Here is a 16,133-nt window from a genome sequence, read left to right on the forward strand (position 1 = left end):
CTAATTCTGATAAATTAAAACGGTTATTCCTCACCAGGTGCAGACATAACTATTCTCATTTTACCAGTGAATGTGAATTTCTTCATCTCATTTGGAATAATTAAATTAGTTCCCATCTTTAAATCATATGATTTACCGTCAGCTTCAAGTTTACCTTCACCCTTGATTACTGAAACTAACAAGTATGGGTGATCGTTTAAACCGGTCTTCCAAGTACCGTCAAGATCAATTTGCCATAAGTAGAAGTGTGGTGAAACTGGTGGTTCTACCAAAGTCTTGATTTCTGCGTCTTGATCCTTGTTAGTTTTTACATCAAGTTTTGGATCAACATGTGGTACAGTCGTGACATCAATTGACTTTTGGGTATGAAGTTCACGCTTCTTGCCAGTCTTCTTATCAACACGATCATAGTCATACAAACGGTAAGTTACATCACTTGATTGTTGGGTTTCAATTACCAAGCATCCCTTAGTCAAAGCGTGAATAGTACCTGCTGGAACGTAGAAGAAGTCGCCAGCTTTTACTGGAACCTTTCTAAGCAACTTGTCCCATTCACCTTTGTGAATCATGTCTGCTAATTCTTCACGCGTCTTTGCATGGTGACCGTAAATAATGTAGGCACCTGGATCAGCTTGCATGACATACCAACTTTCAGTTTTACCTGAGTCGTTTTCTACCTTGCGAGCATAATCATCATCTGGGTGTACTTGAACTGATAAGTTATCGTTGGCATCCAAGAATTTTACCAAAAGTGGAAATTCCTTAGCTTTAGGATTGCCAAAAAGTTCTGGGTGCTTCAAGTAAACATCTCTAAGTGACATACCCTTAAGTGGGCCTTCAGTTACAGTAGAAGCATCGTCCTTGTAGCCAGAAATAATCCAAGCTTCACCGACTTTTCCATCTGGAATATCATAGTTGAAAATATCTTTTAATTTACGTCCGCCCCAAATCTTAGGTCTAAAGTACGGGTTTAAAAATAATGGTTCCATCTAAATCACCTCATATAAAGTATATACTTTAAGGCAAAAGAAATGAAACCCTTTTCTCAATTATATATCTACTTTTTTCTTTACATGTAAAGCCATTTGCTATACTTACTAATTCCTGTGGCTAAACGGTCCATCCCATCTTTAACCATTTCTAGTGGACAAGCCAAATTAATCCGGATAAAGTCATGACCATCACCGCGATAAATACTACCGGCAGAAACAATCAAACCAGTTTCTTCTCTAATAAAGTTAACTAGTTTTTCTGAGTTATCAGTTATTTCATGTACATCAATCCACATTAAGTAAGTAGCGGTACCTGAAATCACCTTTGCAGTTGGGATTTTAGCCTGAATAAATTCAGCTGCATAATCAAAATTATCATTTAATTGTGCTTTCAATCCCTTCAGCCAGTCATGGCCTTGTTCATAAGCAGCAATGGTTGCGGGAATAGCTAACAGATTAGGTTCAGCTACTTCATCGCTATTTAAGCCGCGGCTCACCATTTCACGCAAATTTTCGTCTGGAACAATTGCAGTAGCGGCATGAAGAGCAGCCACATTAAAGGTCTTACTTGGTGAAACAAGTGAGATCACGCTCTGCTTAGCTGGAACCTCAACTGAAAATGCTGGTGTATAATCAGGGCCCTTTCTAACTAAATCGCCGTGAATTTCATCTGAGAGCAAAGTTACGTGATGCTTGTGACACAAATCTGCGATTCTTTGTACTTCTTCTGCCGTCCAAACCTTGCCCACTGGATTATGAGGATTGCAGAAAATCATTAAGGTAGTCAAAGGCTCAGCTAACTTTTGTTCTAAGTCTTGCCAATCGACTGCATATTTTTCACCGTCGAATTGCAAATCACCTGATAAAACGTGACGTCCATTATTCAAAATGGAATTATAAAAAATATTGTAAACAGGTTCTTGTACTAAGACATTGTCACCGATGTGTGAAATACGACGAACAATTGAAGAAATTGCTGGTACAACACCTGTAGTAAAAATCATCCATTCATTTTTTGGACGATGGTTGTGTTCAGTTTCATACCAATCAGCTACTGCATTAAAGTAATCATCTTTAGGAAATTCATAGCCAAATGCACCCAAAGCAATTTTTTCTTTCATCGCAGCAGTTATTTCCGGTGCAGTCTTAAAGTCCATGTCTGCGATCCACATTGGTAATTCGCCTGGCTTAACATCCCACTTTACAGAATCAGTATGCGTTCTGTCTGGAGCATTTACAAAATCATATTGCATATTATCACCAGTCCTTTGGTTCTTGATTCATATCTGATTGATCAACCTTTTTACCAATTTTTGGACAATCAATAATCGTCTTTGCAGGATCAATCTTGTTAGGATCCATGATTAAAGTACCGATTTCAGGAGCGACAAGCTTACCTGAAATTGGATTCTTTACACTATCAATTTTGGCATCCAGTTCCACATCCATGTTAGAAACTTTTTCGAAAGCCAAATCTGTATGGATGAGTGAACTATTTTTGATTTCAAGTTGATCAATATAATTTAATCCTTGATCACTTTCAATTTTACAATTAATGAACTTAATATTGTTAGTATTCCAAGCTAAATATTCACCATCAATAATTGAATCATAAATTGTAACGTTCTTACAGTTCCAAAACGCATCTTTAGATACAAAAGTTGAATTATGAACTTCAATATTTTCGGCACCGTCAAAGACGTAGTTGCCAATTACACTTACATTGTCAAGGTAAATATTTTTACTATCTTTACCAAAATAATCACCGTTGATTTGAGAATTAGTAATTCTAATATCGTCACAAATCCACATTGTTTCTTCAGCATCAGCAAAATGAACATTATCTAAAGTGATATGGCTAGCTCTTCTGAACAACTTTGGTGCTTGCAACGCACTGTTTTTAATTGAAATATTTTTAGTGTACCAAATACCACTTCTAGACATTGTTTCGAAAGTTGTATTTTCTACATTGACATTTTCATCGTACCAAAGAGGATATTTCCACTTAAAAATTGAATTTTTTAAAGTAATATTTGTTGCTTCTTTTAATGGTGATTCACCTTCACCAAAAGTTATACCTTCTAAGTTGGCGTCATTTAAGCCGTAAAGGATTCTTTCCCCTTCAAAATATCTATTCTTAATTCCTCTCATTATTTTTCTCCGTGTATTTAATATGCTTAATTTCGCTTTTAACTATGATAATTGTACAAGCCCTTGCCAATAATGTTTAATACTTATTTTTAGCATTAGTAAATAACTAAAAGTTATAGTAAAAAAATAATAAAAAAGCTTTGCTAGGATACTTTCCTAACAAAGCTTTCTTCTTATCTATGGAGATGAGGGGGATTGAACCCCTGTCCAAACGCATCTCGTCACTGACCTCTACGATCATAGTTATATTACTTGAACTTCACTAGTCCAAAACGCCATATAACAGGGCTAGTATGGACTAGCTAACCTGCTAAGACTCTTTTCAACTATTCAGGTGAGGTAGTTAAACGTAACTCGCTAAGTTGATACTCAGTGTCAGCCACGAGTAAACCGACAAAGAGCAACGCATGCGCTAAATTAAGCAGCTAATGCGTAAGAATTTTTGTTATTTGCAGTTATATTTAACTGTAACGTTTTTACGTAGACGTAACCTACGAACCGCAGTCAATGCGGGTCTACGCCTGTCGAATCCCAAAACATCCCCTTGAGACTCTACTATTGTAGCATAGACCTACACAATGTGCGAACAAAAAGGCTTAATTAATGTGAGTTAAACGAACAACGTCACGTTCAATCATTAATTCTTCATTGGTTGGAATAACCATTACTTTAACCTTAGAATCGGGCTTAGTAATAAAGCCTTCACTGATTTTATTGTTAGCTTCGTAATCTGGATCTACACCCATGTACTTAAATGCATCCATTACAGCCTCGCGTACGCCCATGTCGTGTTCACCAATACCGGCGGTAAAGATAATTCCATCTACACCACCCATTTCAGCAATGTATGAACCAACATAGCGAACAATACGGTTAATAAAGATGTTTCTAGCTAACTTAGCACGGTCGCTATCGCTTTCTCTAACGTCACGCATGTCTGGTGAAATACCAGAAAGACCTAACAAACCAGATTTATGGTTCAACATATAGATCATTTCATCCATTGATTTATGTTCAACATGCATTAAGTGTTGGATAAGAGATGGATCAATATCACCTGAACGCGTAGCCATAGTAATACCAGCAAGTGGACTAAAGCCCATTGAAGTATCATATGATTTTGCATCCTTAACAGCAGTGATTGAAGCACCTGAACCCAAGTGACATACAATTAATTTTAAATCTTTAAGATCTTTGCCCATCATATCTGCGGCACGTGGGGCAACATAGCGAACTGAAGTACCATGTGCACCATACTTACGTACGCCGTATTTTTCATAATATTCGTATGGAAGAGAATATAAGTAATGTACTGGATCAAGAGCACGGTGATAAGTTGTATCAAAGACAGCAACTTGAGGAACGTTTGGCAATACATTCATAAATGCTTCAATGCCGCGACCTTCTGCTGGGTTATGAAGTGGAGCATAATCTTCCAATTCATAAATTTCGTGAAGGTTTTCCTTAGTAATGATAGTTGAATCTTTAAAGAATTCACCACCATTAACTACACGGTGACCAACACCAACAATTTCATTTAAATCTTCAACAACATTAAATTGCTTCAAGAATTTAAGCAATAAACTAACTGCAGCTTCTTGATCTGGAATTTCTGTTTTTTCAACATGCTTTGTTCCATCAGCCAATTTAATTTCAAATGAAGCATAATCAAGGCCTACACGATCGGCCATTCCTTTTGCAATCACTTTTTCATCTGGCAAAGAAAATAGCTTGTACTTGAAAGATGAACTACCAGAGTTGATTGCCAAAACTTTTTCCATAAAAATAAATTCCTCTACTTTCAATAAAGTTACGTGCTTTACGAATTAATGATTGATTTTAGTATACCACTCGTCCAATTTCACATTAAATTGAATCAAAGATTGTTCTTTCTTCAATGAATCCAACTTGGTCAACAAAACTTCACTAGGTTTAGCTTCTGAACCATGATTTTGGAAGACAAGAATAGACTTTTGATTAAATTTATTTCTGAACATATCATCAGGCAATTCTACGATCGCCTTCAAATATACCTTTTTGGTGAGCCATGGCATAAAGTCCGCACCAATCTTACCGGACAAAATTGACTTAGGAACAACTAAGAAAGCATAACCATCTGACTTAAGATTCTTGATAATTTGTTCAATCAATAATAAATGAGCAAATGAGTGACCCTTTTTAGCATGATTTTCAAAGTTCTTAGCGTTCTCATCAATTGGGTAATAGCCAATTGGCAAATCGCTGACAATCGCATCAGCATTAGGACACATCCAAGGCATTAAAGCATCTTGACAGTAGAGCTCAATATCAATGTCATTTAAGTGAGCAGCAACGTCCGTTAAGTTCAACATTTCTTCGTCGTTATCAATTCCAACTAATTGATAGTTGTCTTTGGAATGATTTAAAGCCTTCAATTGAGAAATTATTGAGAAGAGCATGTTCCCTGTACCAACTGCTGGATCTACGATTTCCATCTCTTCATCTTTAAGCAACTTATGCATCAGCATTGCTACAACAGTAGAAATAGCTGGTGGCGTTGGCATTTGGTTAGCATCTAAGCCATCGTCATTAACTGCCTTTAAGGTCAAAAAAGTAAATACTTGTGCCTTATCTTTTTGACTGATGTGATCATAATCAATTGCTTGATACTTCTTGCTTAATTCTTCGACGGTCTTTTCATCGGGTGCACCGTTTTCGACTTTTATCTTGCCTTGTTCTAAATTGTCAAATGTTTCAACCAATGCTTCTGTAAATGAAACATTCAATGCATTTTGCAAAGTTTGTACGCAATCTAAAAATTGATTAAAAAGTTTTTCAAAATTTTCCATCTAGTAGCCCTCCATTACCTTTAATATTTTAAAGAAAGGCAAGTTGAGGTGCAAGAAAAGTCATTTAATTAGATAGATATTTAATAAGTAAGATATTGTTTTCCATGCTGGTTTGATAGATATCCTGATACATTTTAATAAACAATAATGTCGTGATTAATACTAAGATGCTGCTAAATAGCGCGCTTCCTTTTACCTTGGTCTTCTTTTTTATTCTTTCTAACATTCCTATCCTCATCTGGTTCTTCATCAAGTTGAAAGACTAAATCAGATTCTCCCTTGTTGTACTCATTAATGCGAATGATAATCTTATCTTTTCTAGTAATAAATTTGGCACTCTGGACATTAAAAATTAACGGCATGTAACCACCACCGTTAGATTTGGAAACTTTTAAAACGCGTTTTGACAAATAATATTCAATCTTGTATTCTACTTCACTTTTATCTTTATTTACTTTGACGAATGTTGCACTTTTAGCTTTTCCTTCATTTACTAACGGATAAACCATCTTAGTATCTTCATCGTGCATGTAGCGATCTAATTGTACATACGCATAAGCAACTTCATTCATATGTTGATTTTCACTCAGGTTAGCCTTTTTAACGCTTAATAATAAATTCTGCAAAATGAATAAGACTAGCATGGTCACAAATAAGGAAAAGATTGCTTCAGCAAGCACAAAGCCTTTAGTCTTCAACTGCGAATTCTTGTTTTGCATCCCGATCATAAACATAGTTATGCCCTGCCTTTTCATAAATTCGATCGTGAACCGTAACTTGATTTAGATTGCTTTCTTGTAAAACATGGTAGGCATAAGCGCGATCTGTTTTTAGCTCAATCTCTCTTCCGTTCTCTTGACTTTCGGCAACCATCAAATACATACAGCTTACGGCAACAGTAGCAATAATCAGTGCAACAATACTTTCCGCCATTAAGAATCCTTTTACTTTCCTCATTTTGGCACCCGTCCCCATAGCATTTGGTACTTTATTTTCTTTTCCATCCCATATCCCGTGAAGGTCACAGTACCAGGTGATGAATAGCCGTGTTTATCAAAATGAAAATTTCTAAGTCCTGATATTTCCATGTTTTCATCGATATCAACTTTTTTGTTACTTGTTCTCCCGCTGAGCCTCAAGTAATGTTCACTTTGTGAAAAAATAATTACTACGCCCTCTCCCGTGATTGTGCTAACTCTTGAAGCTTGATCGATTGCAGTAGTAACTTCTTTAACGGTATTATCGAAAATCAGACGTTCTTGGTACTTTTTCAGTTGCAAAGTTCCGATTAGTAATATGCCACAGCAGATACCTAAGGTGATTATTGTTTCGATTAAGGAAAAAGCGGGTAAATTATTGCGGTTTATTAACATTTTCTACGGTTATATTATTTTTCTTTGCTTTTTTTACCTGATCTGAAGTTAAATAGTGATCACCTTCTAAGTCTTCTAAACTTATGTTTTTCTTTTCTGGATGATCATCCTTATACAACTCTACTTGCGTCAAAATCGTATTTCTAAACGCATCCATAGACTTGTCTTCCGCCTTCTGCTTTTGTCCAATCAAATTTGGTACAATGAGCAAAATCAAAATTACGATAATGGCAATCACCACAACCATTTCAATCAAAGTAAAGCCTTCTTGTCGGCGGCTCTTTGCTAAAATATTCAACAAATATTGTTTCAATCTTTTCTTCATTTCTATCCTCCTAAATCCCCTGCATCATCGAATACATCGGTAACAACAATTTCAAATACATCCCAATAATGCAGACGCCAATCAAAATAAAACAAATTGGTTGTACATTCACGACCAGCTTCTCTACTTTTCCTGTTAAATCAATAAACAGACTGCGTCCCAAAACCAAGCATCTCTGACTCAAGCTCTTTCTTTCCGATCCCGTCTGCAACATGATCAACAAACTATTAGGCAAGAATTCTTCCTGCTTAATGATCTCTTCCAAGTTCTTCCCTTCAGCTAGTTGACTGCCAATCTTCTGACCCAAAGCCTGCTGCAATGATCCCTCTTCTTGTTCTGAAGCATATTCACACATTCGCTGCAATGAAAATCCACTAGCCAAAAGCATCCCGATATCATAGACCAACAAATAATTCACATATAGCTTAATAACTGGTCCAATAATCGGATACTTCACCAGCTTCTTCATCGAGTCATAATCTTGCTTATTCAGCAAAGTTACGATCTTGGCTAAAAAATAAATTCCTACTAAAACTAGACCTATCAATACCAGCATTACTAGATCCCCAGAATGTTCACTAGTATCGCTAAACTGCGTAGAAATAAACGATTGCATGAACACCAGCAAAACCACCATCATAATTGCTAAAACAAACGGATATGACAGTTCCGATCGCAATTTCTTAACTTGTTCTTGTTTTAAGCGATTTAAAGTTGCCAGCTGATTCAGGCATTCCGTTAGATTTCCCTGCTGCAAGGCCAAATTAACCTGGGTCACCGTTGTCTTAGAAAAGCCCAGTTTCACTAATTCGCTACTAAAATTAGCCCCCTCTTTCATCCGCATTGCTAATTTTCCCATTAGTTCTTTTCTCTTAGGCCACAGAGCCGGCATTAATTCAATTGAGCTAATCAGTGAAAAACCATTATCCAAACTGTGCTTTAAATAATCTAAAAAAGCCAACTGTTCCTCGCCATTCAACTTATCCTTGTTGGAATTGCCAATATACCTCATCACTAATTTCTCCTCCCTTCTGCAATAGGTGCATATTCTTTTGCCAATCAATGAATTCTCCGCGGATTTCCTGCTCCATCGCTTCTTTCAAAACCTCACCACTTGCAATATCAATCAAACATTTTGTCTGCTCATGGCTAGGCATTAAACGTTGATATGAAACTGCGGTTAAACAGTTTGCCAGTTCATCTTTTCTAATGCCCAGTCCTTCTAATCTGGATACCGTTTGCAGCGTACTTTTAGCGTGAACAGTTGCAAACACTAAGTGCCCACTTAAGGCCGCATCCACTGCTAGACGCGCCGTCCCAGCATCCCGGATTTCACCAATAATCAAGATATCCGGACGGTGCCGCAACGCTGCCTTAAGCAGGCTCTGATAGTCAATCCCGGCTTCATTATTGACCTGTGATTGCAAAAAAGTGGCTTCATGAACTTCAACTGGATCTTCAATCGTCATCACGACCTTATTCTCGCTCATTTCTTTAGCAACTTCGTACATCGTAGTAGTCTTTCCAGAACCTGTCGGGCCACTCGTAATGATCAATCCCCTGCGCAAAGCTAAACTCTTTATTTTTTCCAATTGTTCGTCCATAAAATACTGACTATGATCAATACCATAAATAATTCTGACTACTAATGATTCTTGATCGGAAAAATCACCCAAACTAGACAGTCTCAAATAGTACTCTTGCTCATCTGCAGTAAAAGTCATCGCGCCAACTTGCGGACGACGATGTTCTGCAATATCCATTTGAGCACTGTATTTAAAGAAGTTGATAATCTCTTGTCCCTCATTTATTGGAAAAGATTTTTGTCTTTCAACGCCCCTAATTGTTCTGAATTCGACCACTGTCTCTTCTCTTTTCGGAAAAAAGAAAATATCACTGACTTTATTTGCCACAGCAGAAACAAGCAATTCATTGATAATCTTTTTAGTTTTCATAAAAAACCTCCTTTTTCACCTCACACTATTTATTACGCAAAAAAAGGCGATTTTTTTCTGAGAAAAATAAAAAAATTTACAAATAGCTAAAAACATTGATTTAAAGCCATTTGTAAATTAAGCTAATATTAAATTAGGGCACAAAAAATAGCTTAGTCATCATGACCAAGCTATTTTTATTTTAATTAGTCTTCATCAGCTGCAGCAGTGTAGACATTTTGAACATCGTCGTTGTCTTCCAAAGCATCAACTAAGTGTTCAAATTGTTCCTTCTTATCTGCTGGAACAGGAGTGGTATTTTGTGGAATCATAGTTAATTCGGCATCAGCAAGCTTGTAACCGTCCTTAATAAGAGCGTCACGAACTGCTGCAAATTCCTTAGGATCAGTGTAGATTTCGTATGCGTCATCGCTAGTTTGCAAATCATCGCCACCAGCATCCATAACATCAAGCAACATTTGATCTTCGTCAGCATCAGTAGTTGAACGATCAATTACGATGTAGCCCTTACGGTCAAACATGTATGCAACTGAACCAGTAGCACCAAGTGAACCACCATTACGAGTGAATGCAACCCGAACATCTGAAGCAGTACGGTTCTTGTTATCAGTCAATGCTTCTACAAAGACAGCAACACCACCTGGAGCGTAGCCTTCGTAAGTGATTTCGTCGTAATGTTCTTCTGATCCACCTTCGGCCTTCTTGATCGCACGTTTGATGTTATCCTTAGGCATGTTGTTTGAACGTGCCTTATCAATTACCATACGTAATGTAGGATTCCCATCAGGATCAGGACCACCACTCTTTGCAGCCATGTAAATTTCACGAGATAACTTTTGGAAAACTTTACCTCTCTTTGCGTCTTGCGCATTCTTGCGGCCTTGAATATTGTGCCATTTTGAATGTCCTGACATAAGGATCCTTCTTTCTTTTTTCTAATATTAATTAACGTTATTATCTTAACTCACAGTACTCAAAAATTCAATGGTGTCAAATATTTAAACTGTTTTTTCTTGGCCAGATATTTATTCCTAATAAAGAGGACAAGCATTACCAATAAAATTGCACAAAGAGCACCTAATCCATCAAGCATAACGTCATGGACACTAGGAGTTCGATCGCCCGTTAAAAACTGGTGGTACTCATCAAAAGCAGCTAATGCAATCGTGATAAACCACGTTAAAATCGGTGCCACCCATTTAATCTTAAAAATGCGGCGCATCCCTAAATAACCAAACCCACCTAGCAAGAAATATGATCCAAAGTGCGCAATTTTACGCAAAACAAATTGCGCAAGACCTGCTCGACCATCGACTTGAACATTATGCACGCGTCCGCCATAAGTAAAATTCCAACCGGCTACTATATTCTCTAGCCAACCGAATCGCTTATTCATGACTCCTTCATGAAGTTCCTGCTGCTGGTAAGTCATGGAACTAGAAACAAACAGCATCAAGATGACTAAAAAAGCCAACACTAAAAATATTTTTTCCCATTTGGTAAAGTGAAATTTATCCATTACAACTCTTTCCTATCAATCTTATTTCAATACTGTTTTTACTGTACCAAAAATAATGCTGTTAATTTTATAAGAAAAAATAAATCTTAACAAAAAAGACCTGAATTCATCAGGCTTGCTGTAATTTTTACCAACTAGCTTTCTTAATACCAGGGAGTTGACCTTTATGAGCCAAATCTCTCATGCATTCTCTGCAAAGACCAAACTTGCGATAAACGGAATATGGTCGACCGCAACGTTCACAGCGAGTGTATTCTCTGGTTGAAAATTTTGCTACTTTTCGATTACGAATAATTCGTGATGTTTTTGCCATAAAAAACCTCTATCTATGTTTTCTAACTCTTTCTACAGCAGGCTTCTTCTCTCTAGTTAAGAAGTATAAGCCTACAAAATAATACCGATTGCAATAATTTGTGCGTTCATTAGCATCCTCCCCTTTCACTTTCATTTTTGTGCCTCTTACTTTTTGTTAGTTTTATTATGCGTACTTATATTAAATAAGTAAAGTGTTAAATGCAAAATAGAAAGCGTTTTACACTGGTCCTAATAGTAATTAGTAGGTAAAATTTATAGTTGTAATAGGAGAGGAGTTCGAATGCGCGAAAAATTCAAAAATAAATCGCCAGTAATTTCTTCTGTTATTTAGCGGGAGTAAATAAGTTTTAGATTTAGATATAGAGAAGGATGAAAAATACTTGGACGATTTAACTTCAACAAATAAAATGAAAGCCATCACTTGGCCTGTTTTGACCTTGATGGCACTTTGTACTGTTATCGGCTTGGACGATATCATGTACAACTTCCAAAACCAAGGGATGCCAGTTATCACCTCTTGGATTATCATGTGTTTGCTTTATGTAACACCTTACTCATTAATGGTAGGACAATTAGGTTCTACGTTTAGTGAAGAAGGTGGTGGACTTTCATCATGGGTCCGCGGTACTGACGGAGAATTTTTAGGCTACTTTACTGCTTGGACATACTGGGCAGCCTCAATTCCTTATGCTGTAGACTCCGCTAACGAAATCATTGTTGACCTAGGTTGGGCATTGACCGGTTCAAAGGGATTCCAAGATAAAATTCCTACTACCATGTTTGCTGCTTTGACTTTCGTTGTGTTCATTGTTTTCATTATCGTTGAACACCACTTTGCCAACTCAATGGAATTCCTTTCCAGTATTGGTGGTGGTTTGATGGTCATTATGACTGTCTTGTTTGTTTTCCTTGCCTTTGTTGGTTTGGCAAAATCAGGCGGTCACATGGCTACCCAACCATTTACTTGGCACACAATCATTCCTAAATTCGACTTGCACTACTGGTCAACCGTCGGAATGTTAATCTATGCCATGAACGGGTGTGAACTGGTTGCACCATATGTAACTAAGATGAAGAAACCTAAGTCAGACTTCCCTAAGGCAATGATTACTTTAGCTATCATGACTGCTTTCTTAACTATCCTTGGTTCATTTGCACTTGGTATCTACTTTGACGCATACCACATTCCAAACGACTTGAAGATGAACGGTGCTTACTACGTATTCGACATGGTTGGTAAACAATTCGGTATGGGTAAATTCTTGCTTTACCTCTGGGCTTGGACATCATTATTGTTCAACTGTGCCTTGGTTGCCGTATTGCTTGATGCCATGACTAGAATGCTTATCTCAGACACCGGTGACAAGTACATGCCTAAGTTCTTACGTAAAAAGGATAAGAACGGCTTACCAATTAATGGTTACATCTTAACTGTTGCCCTTTCATCATTCATCATGATTTTAGGTATTTTCTTACCTGACATGAACGATATCTTCAACTGGTTGCTTAATTTGAACTCAATCGTTTCACCAGGTGTAACCTGCTGGATCTTCTACTCATTCATGAGAGTGAGAAAGAACTCTAAGAAATACCCATCAAAATATGTTTACATTAAAAATGATAAACTTGCTTGGCTTGTCGGTCTTGCCTTGTTAGTCGTTACCGCTGTAGCAACTATCCTTGGTTTTGCCCCACAAGACGTTAAGCATGGTAGCGGTCTTTGGTGGTACGAATTGATTATCAACATTGTCGCCGTAATTGTCTTAATCGGTTTGGGTGCCATTTTACCGGGCATCAGACGTCGTGAAGAGGAATACGGTATTGCCTTTGACAGATCGCAATGGATTTGGATGGGAATTATCATTATCGGTTCTATTATTCTTGACGTATGGCTTGGTAGTACCAAGATTCCTATGAGAATCGCAATGATTATTATTGAAGCTATTGTTGCCCTGATTGCTACTTGGCTCGTTGGTCGCAGAAAACCACAAAACGCTACTAAATAATAAATAGAATAGATAAAAAAATCATTAGATCATCTTGATCTAATGATTTTTTATTTTCTAAATATATTTATTCAAAAACTTAGCTACATGAGCTTTATATTCTTGCGGATAAGTTTCAAATGAACGCGCATGTGCTGCTTTTTTAGCAATCCATAATTCCTTAGGACCATTTTTTGCCTGATAATTTTGATAGACCATCTTAGTTGGTACAAAGTTATCCTTACCGCCATGAATAAACAGCATTGGTTGTTTATTCTTCTTGAGTTGGTTAACTGCAGATGCATCCCCTAAATAAAAGCCAAGGTTAGCTTTACTTATCCCGCTTAAGAGATCAACCGCACCACTAGCAACTGCGCTAGGCATATTGTATAAATCTTTCGCTTCATACAAGAATTCAGATTTAACACTCGAATAACCACAGTCTTCAACATAAGCTTTAACTTGTTTAGGCATCTTGATACCACTTGTCATCATAGCAGTCGCGCCACCCATACTTACACCGAAGATCACGATTTTCTGTTTTTTACCCTTTTTAGCTAAGTCCTTTTTAACCCATTTTCGAACGTCGTACTTTTCAGGCCAACCATAACCAATATATTTACCTTGACTTTGACCATGAGCACGAGCATCTGGAATTAAAACATTGTAGCCTAGTTGATGAAACATTGCTGCATATGGTGCCATTATGTCTTTATTGTTGCCAAATCCATGCAATAAGACTGCAGTCTTATTTGAATTCTTTTCTGGAATATAATTGGCATCAAGACGATAATTTGAAGAAGCAGATTTCATATACCAGTGTTCTTTTTTAGCTTTAGCATACCATTTCTTATTTTGTGCTAACGGATCCTTCTTTTGCTTGCTGGAATATTTATTTAACACGCTTTTTTCACCTGGTACAAAAGCAACATTGAAAAAGTATGCTTCTCCTACTCCAATTAAGACGACCAGGACTGCAACAACTATCCCTACTATCCACCAAACTTTTTTATGTTTTCTATTCAAAATGTCAACTCCTATATAAAATAATATAGAATTAATTATACACTTTTGAATTTCATATGGTATATTGGCATTTTTCACAATTATTGCCTATACAAAAAAGAGATAATCAAGTCATCTCTTTTTATTTTAGTTATCTTATTAGTCTAAATCTTCACCGTGAGACTCGATAACCTTCTTGTACCAATAGAATGAATCCTTAGGAATTCTCTTAAGTGAACCATTTCCGTTATCGTCACGGTCTACATAGATAAAGCCATAACGCTTAGACATTTGACCAGTACCTGCAGAAACCAAATCGATACAGCCCCAAGTGGTGTAGCCGATCAAATCAACGCCATCATCAATGGCCTTTTGCATTGCTTCAATGTGTTGGCGCAAGTAATCAATCCGGTAATCATCACGGATCTTGCCATCAGCAGTCACTTTATCAACAGCACCCAAACCATTTTCAACTACCATTACTGGAATTTCGTAACGATCGTAAATAACTTCAAGGTAGTATTGTAAACCAGTTGGGTCAGTTGCCCAGCCCCATTCTGAATATTTCAAGTATGGGTTCTTGGCGCCAGCTGCGAAGTTGCCGCCTACCTTGTCCTTTACTTCATGAGTAGTTACAACGTTGGACATGTAGTAAGAGAAAGTGTACATATCAACTTTACCTTCCGCCAAGTCCTTACGGTCTTGATCAGTAATATCAAGGTGAACATTATGTTCATCCCAAAGACGTTTAGCAAAAGTTGGATATTTACCTTTACATTGAACATCACCACAGTAGAAGATGTTCTTTTCCCAATCATGACGGCACTTCAAGACATCTTGAGGATCTGGAGTCAATGGGTAATCAACGATACCACAGATCATATTACCTACTACATAGTTTGGATCGATTTCATGGGCTGCCTTAACTGCACGAGCACTCGCAACAAATTGGTAGTGCAATTTTTGATATGCATGTTGGTAGGCTTCATCAGAATCGTTCTTGTTGCCAAACATGTCTAGCATCATTACTGCAGTATTAATTTCATTGAATGTTAGCCAGTATTTGACTAAGCCCTTGTATTCTTTAAACAAAGCCTTAGCGTACTTGACATACATGTCGATCATCTTACGATCTTGCCAGTCATGATACTTTTCACTCAAATAAAGCGGATCTTCATAGTGAGAAATAGTAACTAAAGGTTCAATATCGTATTTCTTGCATTCTTCAAAGACGCGGCGGTAAAAGTCTAACCCTGCTTGATTTGGCTTTTCTTCATCACCCTTTGGAAAGATTCTTGTCCAGGCAATCGAAAGACGGAATGTCTTAAAGCCCATTTCAGCGAACATCTTAATGTCTTCTTTGTAGTGGTGGTAAAAATCAATCGCTACGTGGTTAGGGTAATATTCGTTAGGATCAATGGCACCAACAGCACCTTCTGGTAGACCAGCACCAGGAAGGCCTGGGATCTTGCCAAGTTTACCATTTAACTTATAAGTCAACATTCTAGGATGATCTAAACTACCGGCAGTCGTAATGTCTGTTACAGATAAGCCCTTACCGTCTTCATCGTAGGCACCTTCGATTTGGTTAGCAGCAGTTGCACCGCCCCATAAAAAGTTCTTTGGAAATGACATACTTACACTCTTTTCTATCTTTTTATCTATTTATTACTCAACACTTATCT

At 37.3% G+C, this 16,133-nt stretch carries 17 protein-coding genes and 1 other RNA gene; 1 reads left to right on the forward strand and 17 read right to left on the reverse strand.

All coding sequences use genetic code 11. The annotated features are described in order from the left end of the window. Positions 1-23: 23 nt before the first annotated feature. The 15 genes from manA to WS44_RS09770 form a co-directional block, all read right to left on the reverse strand. Positions 24-989, reverse strand: coding sequence for a mannose-6-phosphate isomerase, class I (gene manA / locus WS44_RS01375; protein WP_022087673.1), 966 nt, complete (start codon positions 987-989; stop codon positions 24-26). An 80-nt stretch (positions 990-1,069) separates the two neighbouring features. Next, complete coding sequence (locus WS44_RS01380) at positions 1,070-2,245, reverse strand: MalY/PatB family protein (protein ID WP_014565708.1); 1,176 nt, start codon at positions 2,243-2,245, stop codon at positions 1,070-1,072. A gap of 4 nt (positions 2,246-2,249) precedes the next feature. Continuing rightward, on the reverse strand, positions 2,250-3,143 hold the full coding sequence (locus WS44_RS01385; protein WP_014565707.1) for a DUF3737 family protein: 894 nt from the start codon (positions 3,141-3,143) through the stop codon (positions 2,250-2,252). 177 nt (positions 3,144-3,320) lie between these two features. After that, positions 3,321-3,687, reverse strand: a transfer-messenger RNA (tmRNA) gene (gene ssrA / locus WS44_RS09765). 52 nt (positions 3,688-3,739) lie between these two features. Continuing rightward, a complete protein-coding gene (locus WS44_RS01390; RefSeq protein WP_013641701.1) occupies positions 3,740-4,924 on the reverse strand; it encodes an acetate kinase in 1,185 nt (394 codons plus the stop codon). Positions 4,925-4,969: 45 nt separating this feature from the next. Continuing rightward, on the reverse strand, positions 4,970-5,971 hold the full coding sequence (locus tag WS44_RS01395; protein ID WP_013641700.1) for a class I SAM-dependent methyltransferase: 1,002 nt from the start codon (positions 5,969-5,971) through the stop codon (positions 4,970-4,972). 173 nt (positions 5,972-6,144) lie between these two features. Beyond that, a complete protein-coding gene (locus WS44_RS01400; protein ID WP_013641699.1) occupies positions 6,145-6,669 on the reverse strand; it encodes a ComGF family competence protein in 525 nt (174 codons plus the stop codon). Then, a complete protein-coding gene (locus WS44_RS01405; protein WP_180936702.1) occupies positions 6,659-6,928 on the reverse strand; it encodes a type II secretion system protein in 270 nt (89 codons plus the stop codon). Before WS44_RS01405 ends, WS44_RS01400 begins: the two co-directional genes overlap by 11 nt. Next, complete coding sequence (locus WS44_RS01410; protein WP_014565694.1) at positions 6,925-7,344, reverse strand: hypothetical protein; 420 nt, start codon at positions 7,342-7,344, stop codon at positions 6,925-6,927. The genes WS44_RS01405 and WS44_RS01410 overlap by 4 nt, the downstream gene beginning before the upstream one ends. Then, entirely contained in the window at positions 7,325-7,669 is a 345-nt protein-coding gene (gene comGC, locus WS44_RS01415) for a competence type IV pilus major pilin ComGC (protein WP_013437541.1), read from the reverse strand. The genes WS44_RS01410 and comGC overlap by 20 nt, the downstream gene beginning before the upstream one ends. Positions 7,670-7,679: 10 nt before the next feature. Beyond that, the gene (locus WS44_RS01420; RefSeq protein ID WP_014565693.1) at positions 7,680-8,681 is read right to left on the reverse strand and encodes a type II secretion system F family protein; all 1,002 of its coding nucleotides are present in this window, start codon (positions 8,679-8,681) and stop codon (positions 7,680-7,682) included. Continuing rightward, a complete protein-coding gene (comGA, locus tag WS44_RS01425; RefSeq protein ID WP_014565692.1) occupies positions 8,650-9,624 on the reverse strand; it encodes a competence type IV pilus ATPase ComGA in 975 nt (324 codons plus the stop codon). Before comGA ends, WS44_RS01420 begins: the two co-directional genes overlap by 32 nt. Before the next feature lie 185 nt (positions 9,625-9,809). After that, positions 9,810-10,538: a YebC/PmpR family DNA-binding transcriptional regulator gene (locus WS44_RS01430; protein ID WP_013437538.1), complete on the reverse strand. Its 729-nt coding sequence runs from the start codon at positions 10,536-10,538 to the stop codon at positions 9,810-9,812. A gap of 59 nt (positions 10,539-10,597) precedes the next feature. Beyond that, complete coding sequence (locus WS44_RS01435; RefSeq protein ID WP_046432655.1) at positions 10,598-11,143, reverse strand: VanZ family protein; 546 nt, start codon at positions 11,141-11,143, stop codon at positions 10,598-10,600. Positions 11,144-11,270: 127 nt separating this feature from the next. Continuing rightward, a complete protein-coding gene (locus WS44_RS09770) occupies positions 11,271-11,456 on the reverse strand; it encodes a type Z 30S ribosomal protein S14 (protein WP_013437536.1) in 186 nt (61 codons plus the stop codon). Positions 11,457-11,838: 382 nt separating this feature from the next. Between WS44_RS09770 and WS44_RS01440 the strand changes: the two genes are divergently transcribed. Continuing rightward, positions 11,839-13,464 carry an amino acid permease gene (locus tag WS44_RS01440; protein ID WP_013437534.1) on the forward strand — a complete coding sequence of 542 codons (1,626 nt, stop codon included), beginning with the start codon at positions 11,839-11,841 and terminating at the stop codon, positions 13,462-13,464. A gap of 57 nt (positions 13,465-13,521) precedes the next feature. Here WS44_RS01440 and WS44_RS01445 read toward each other — a convergent pair whose 3' ends face one another. Then, on the reverse strand, positions 13,522-14,469 hold the full coding sequence (locus tag WS44_RS01445) for an alpha/beta hydrolase (protein ID WP_014565691.1): 948 nt from the start codon (positions 14,467-14,469) through the stop codon (positions 13,522-13,524). A 138-nt stretch (positions 14,470-14,607) separates the two neighbouring features. Then, complete coding sequence (locus tag WS44_RS01450; RefSeq protein WP_046432658.1) at positions 14,608-16,083, reverse strand: family 1 glycosylhydrolase; 1,476 nt, start codon at positions 16,081-16,083, stop codon at positions 14,608-14,610. Between the last annotated feature and the right edge of the window lie 50 nt (positions 16,084-16,133).

This window comes from Lactobacillus sp. N54.MGS-719 (assembly GCF_000980505.1).
GTDB lineage: Bacteria > Bacillota > Bacilli > Lactobacillales > Lactobacillaceae > Lactobacillus > Lactobacillus amylovorus.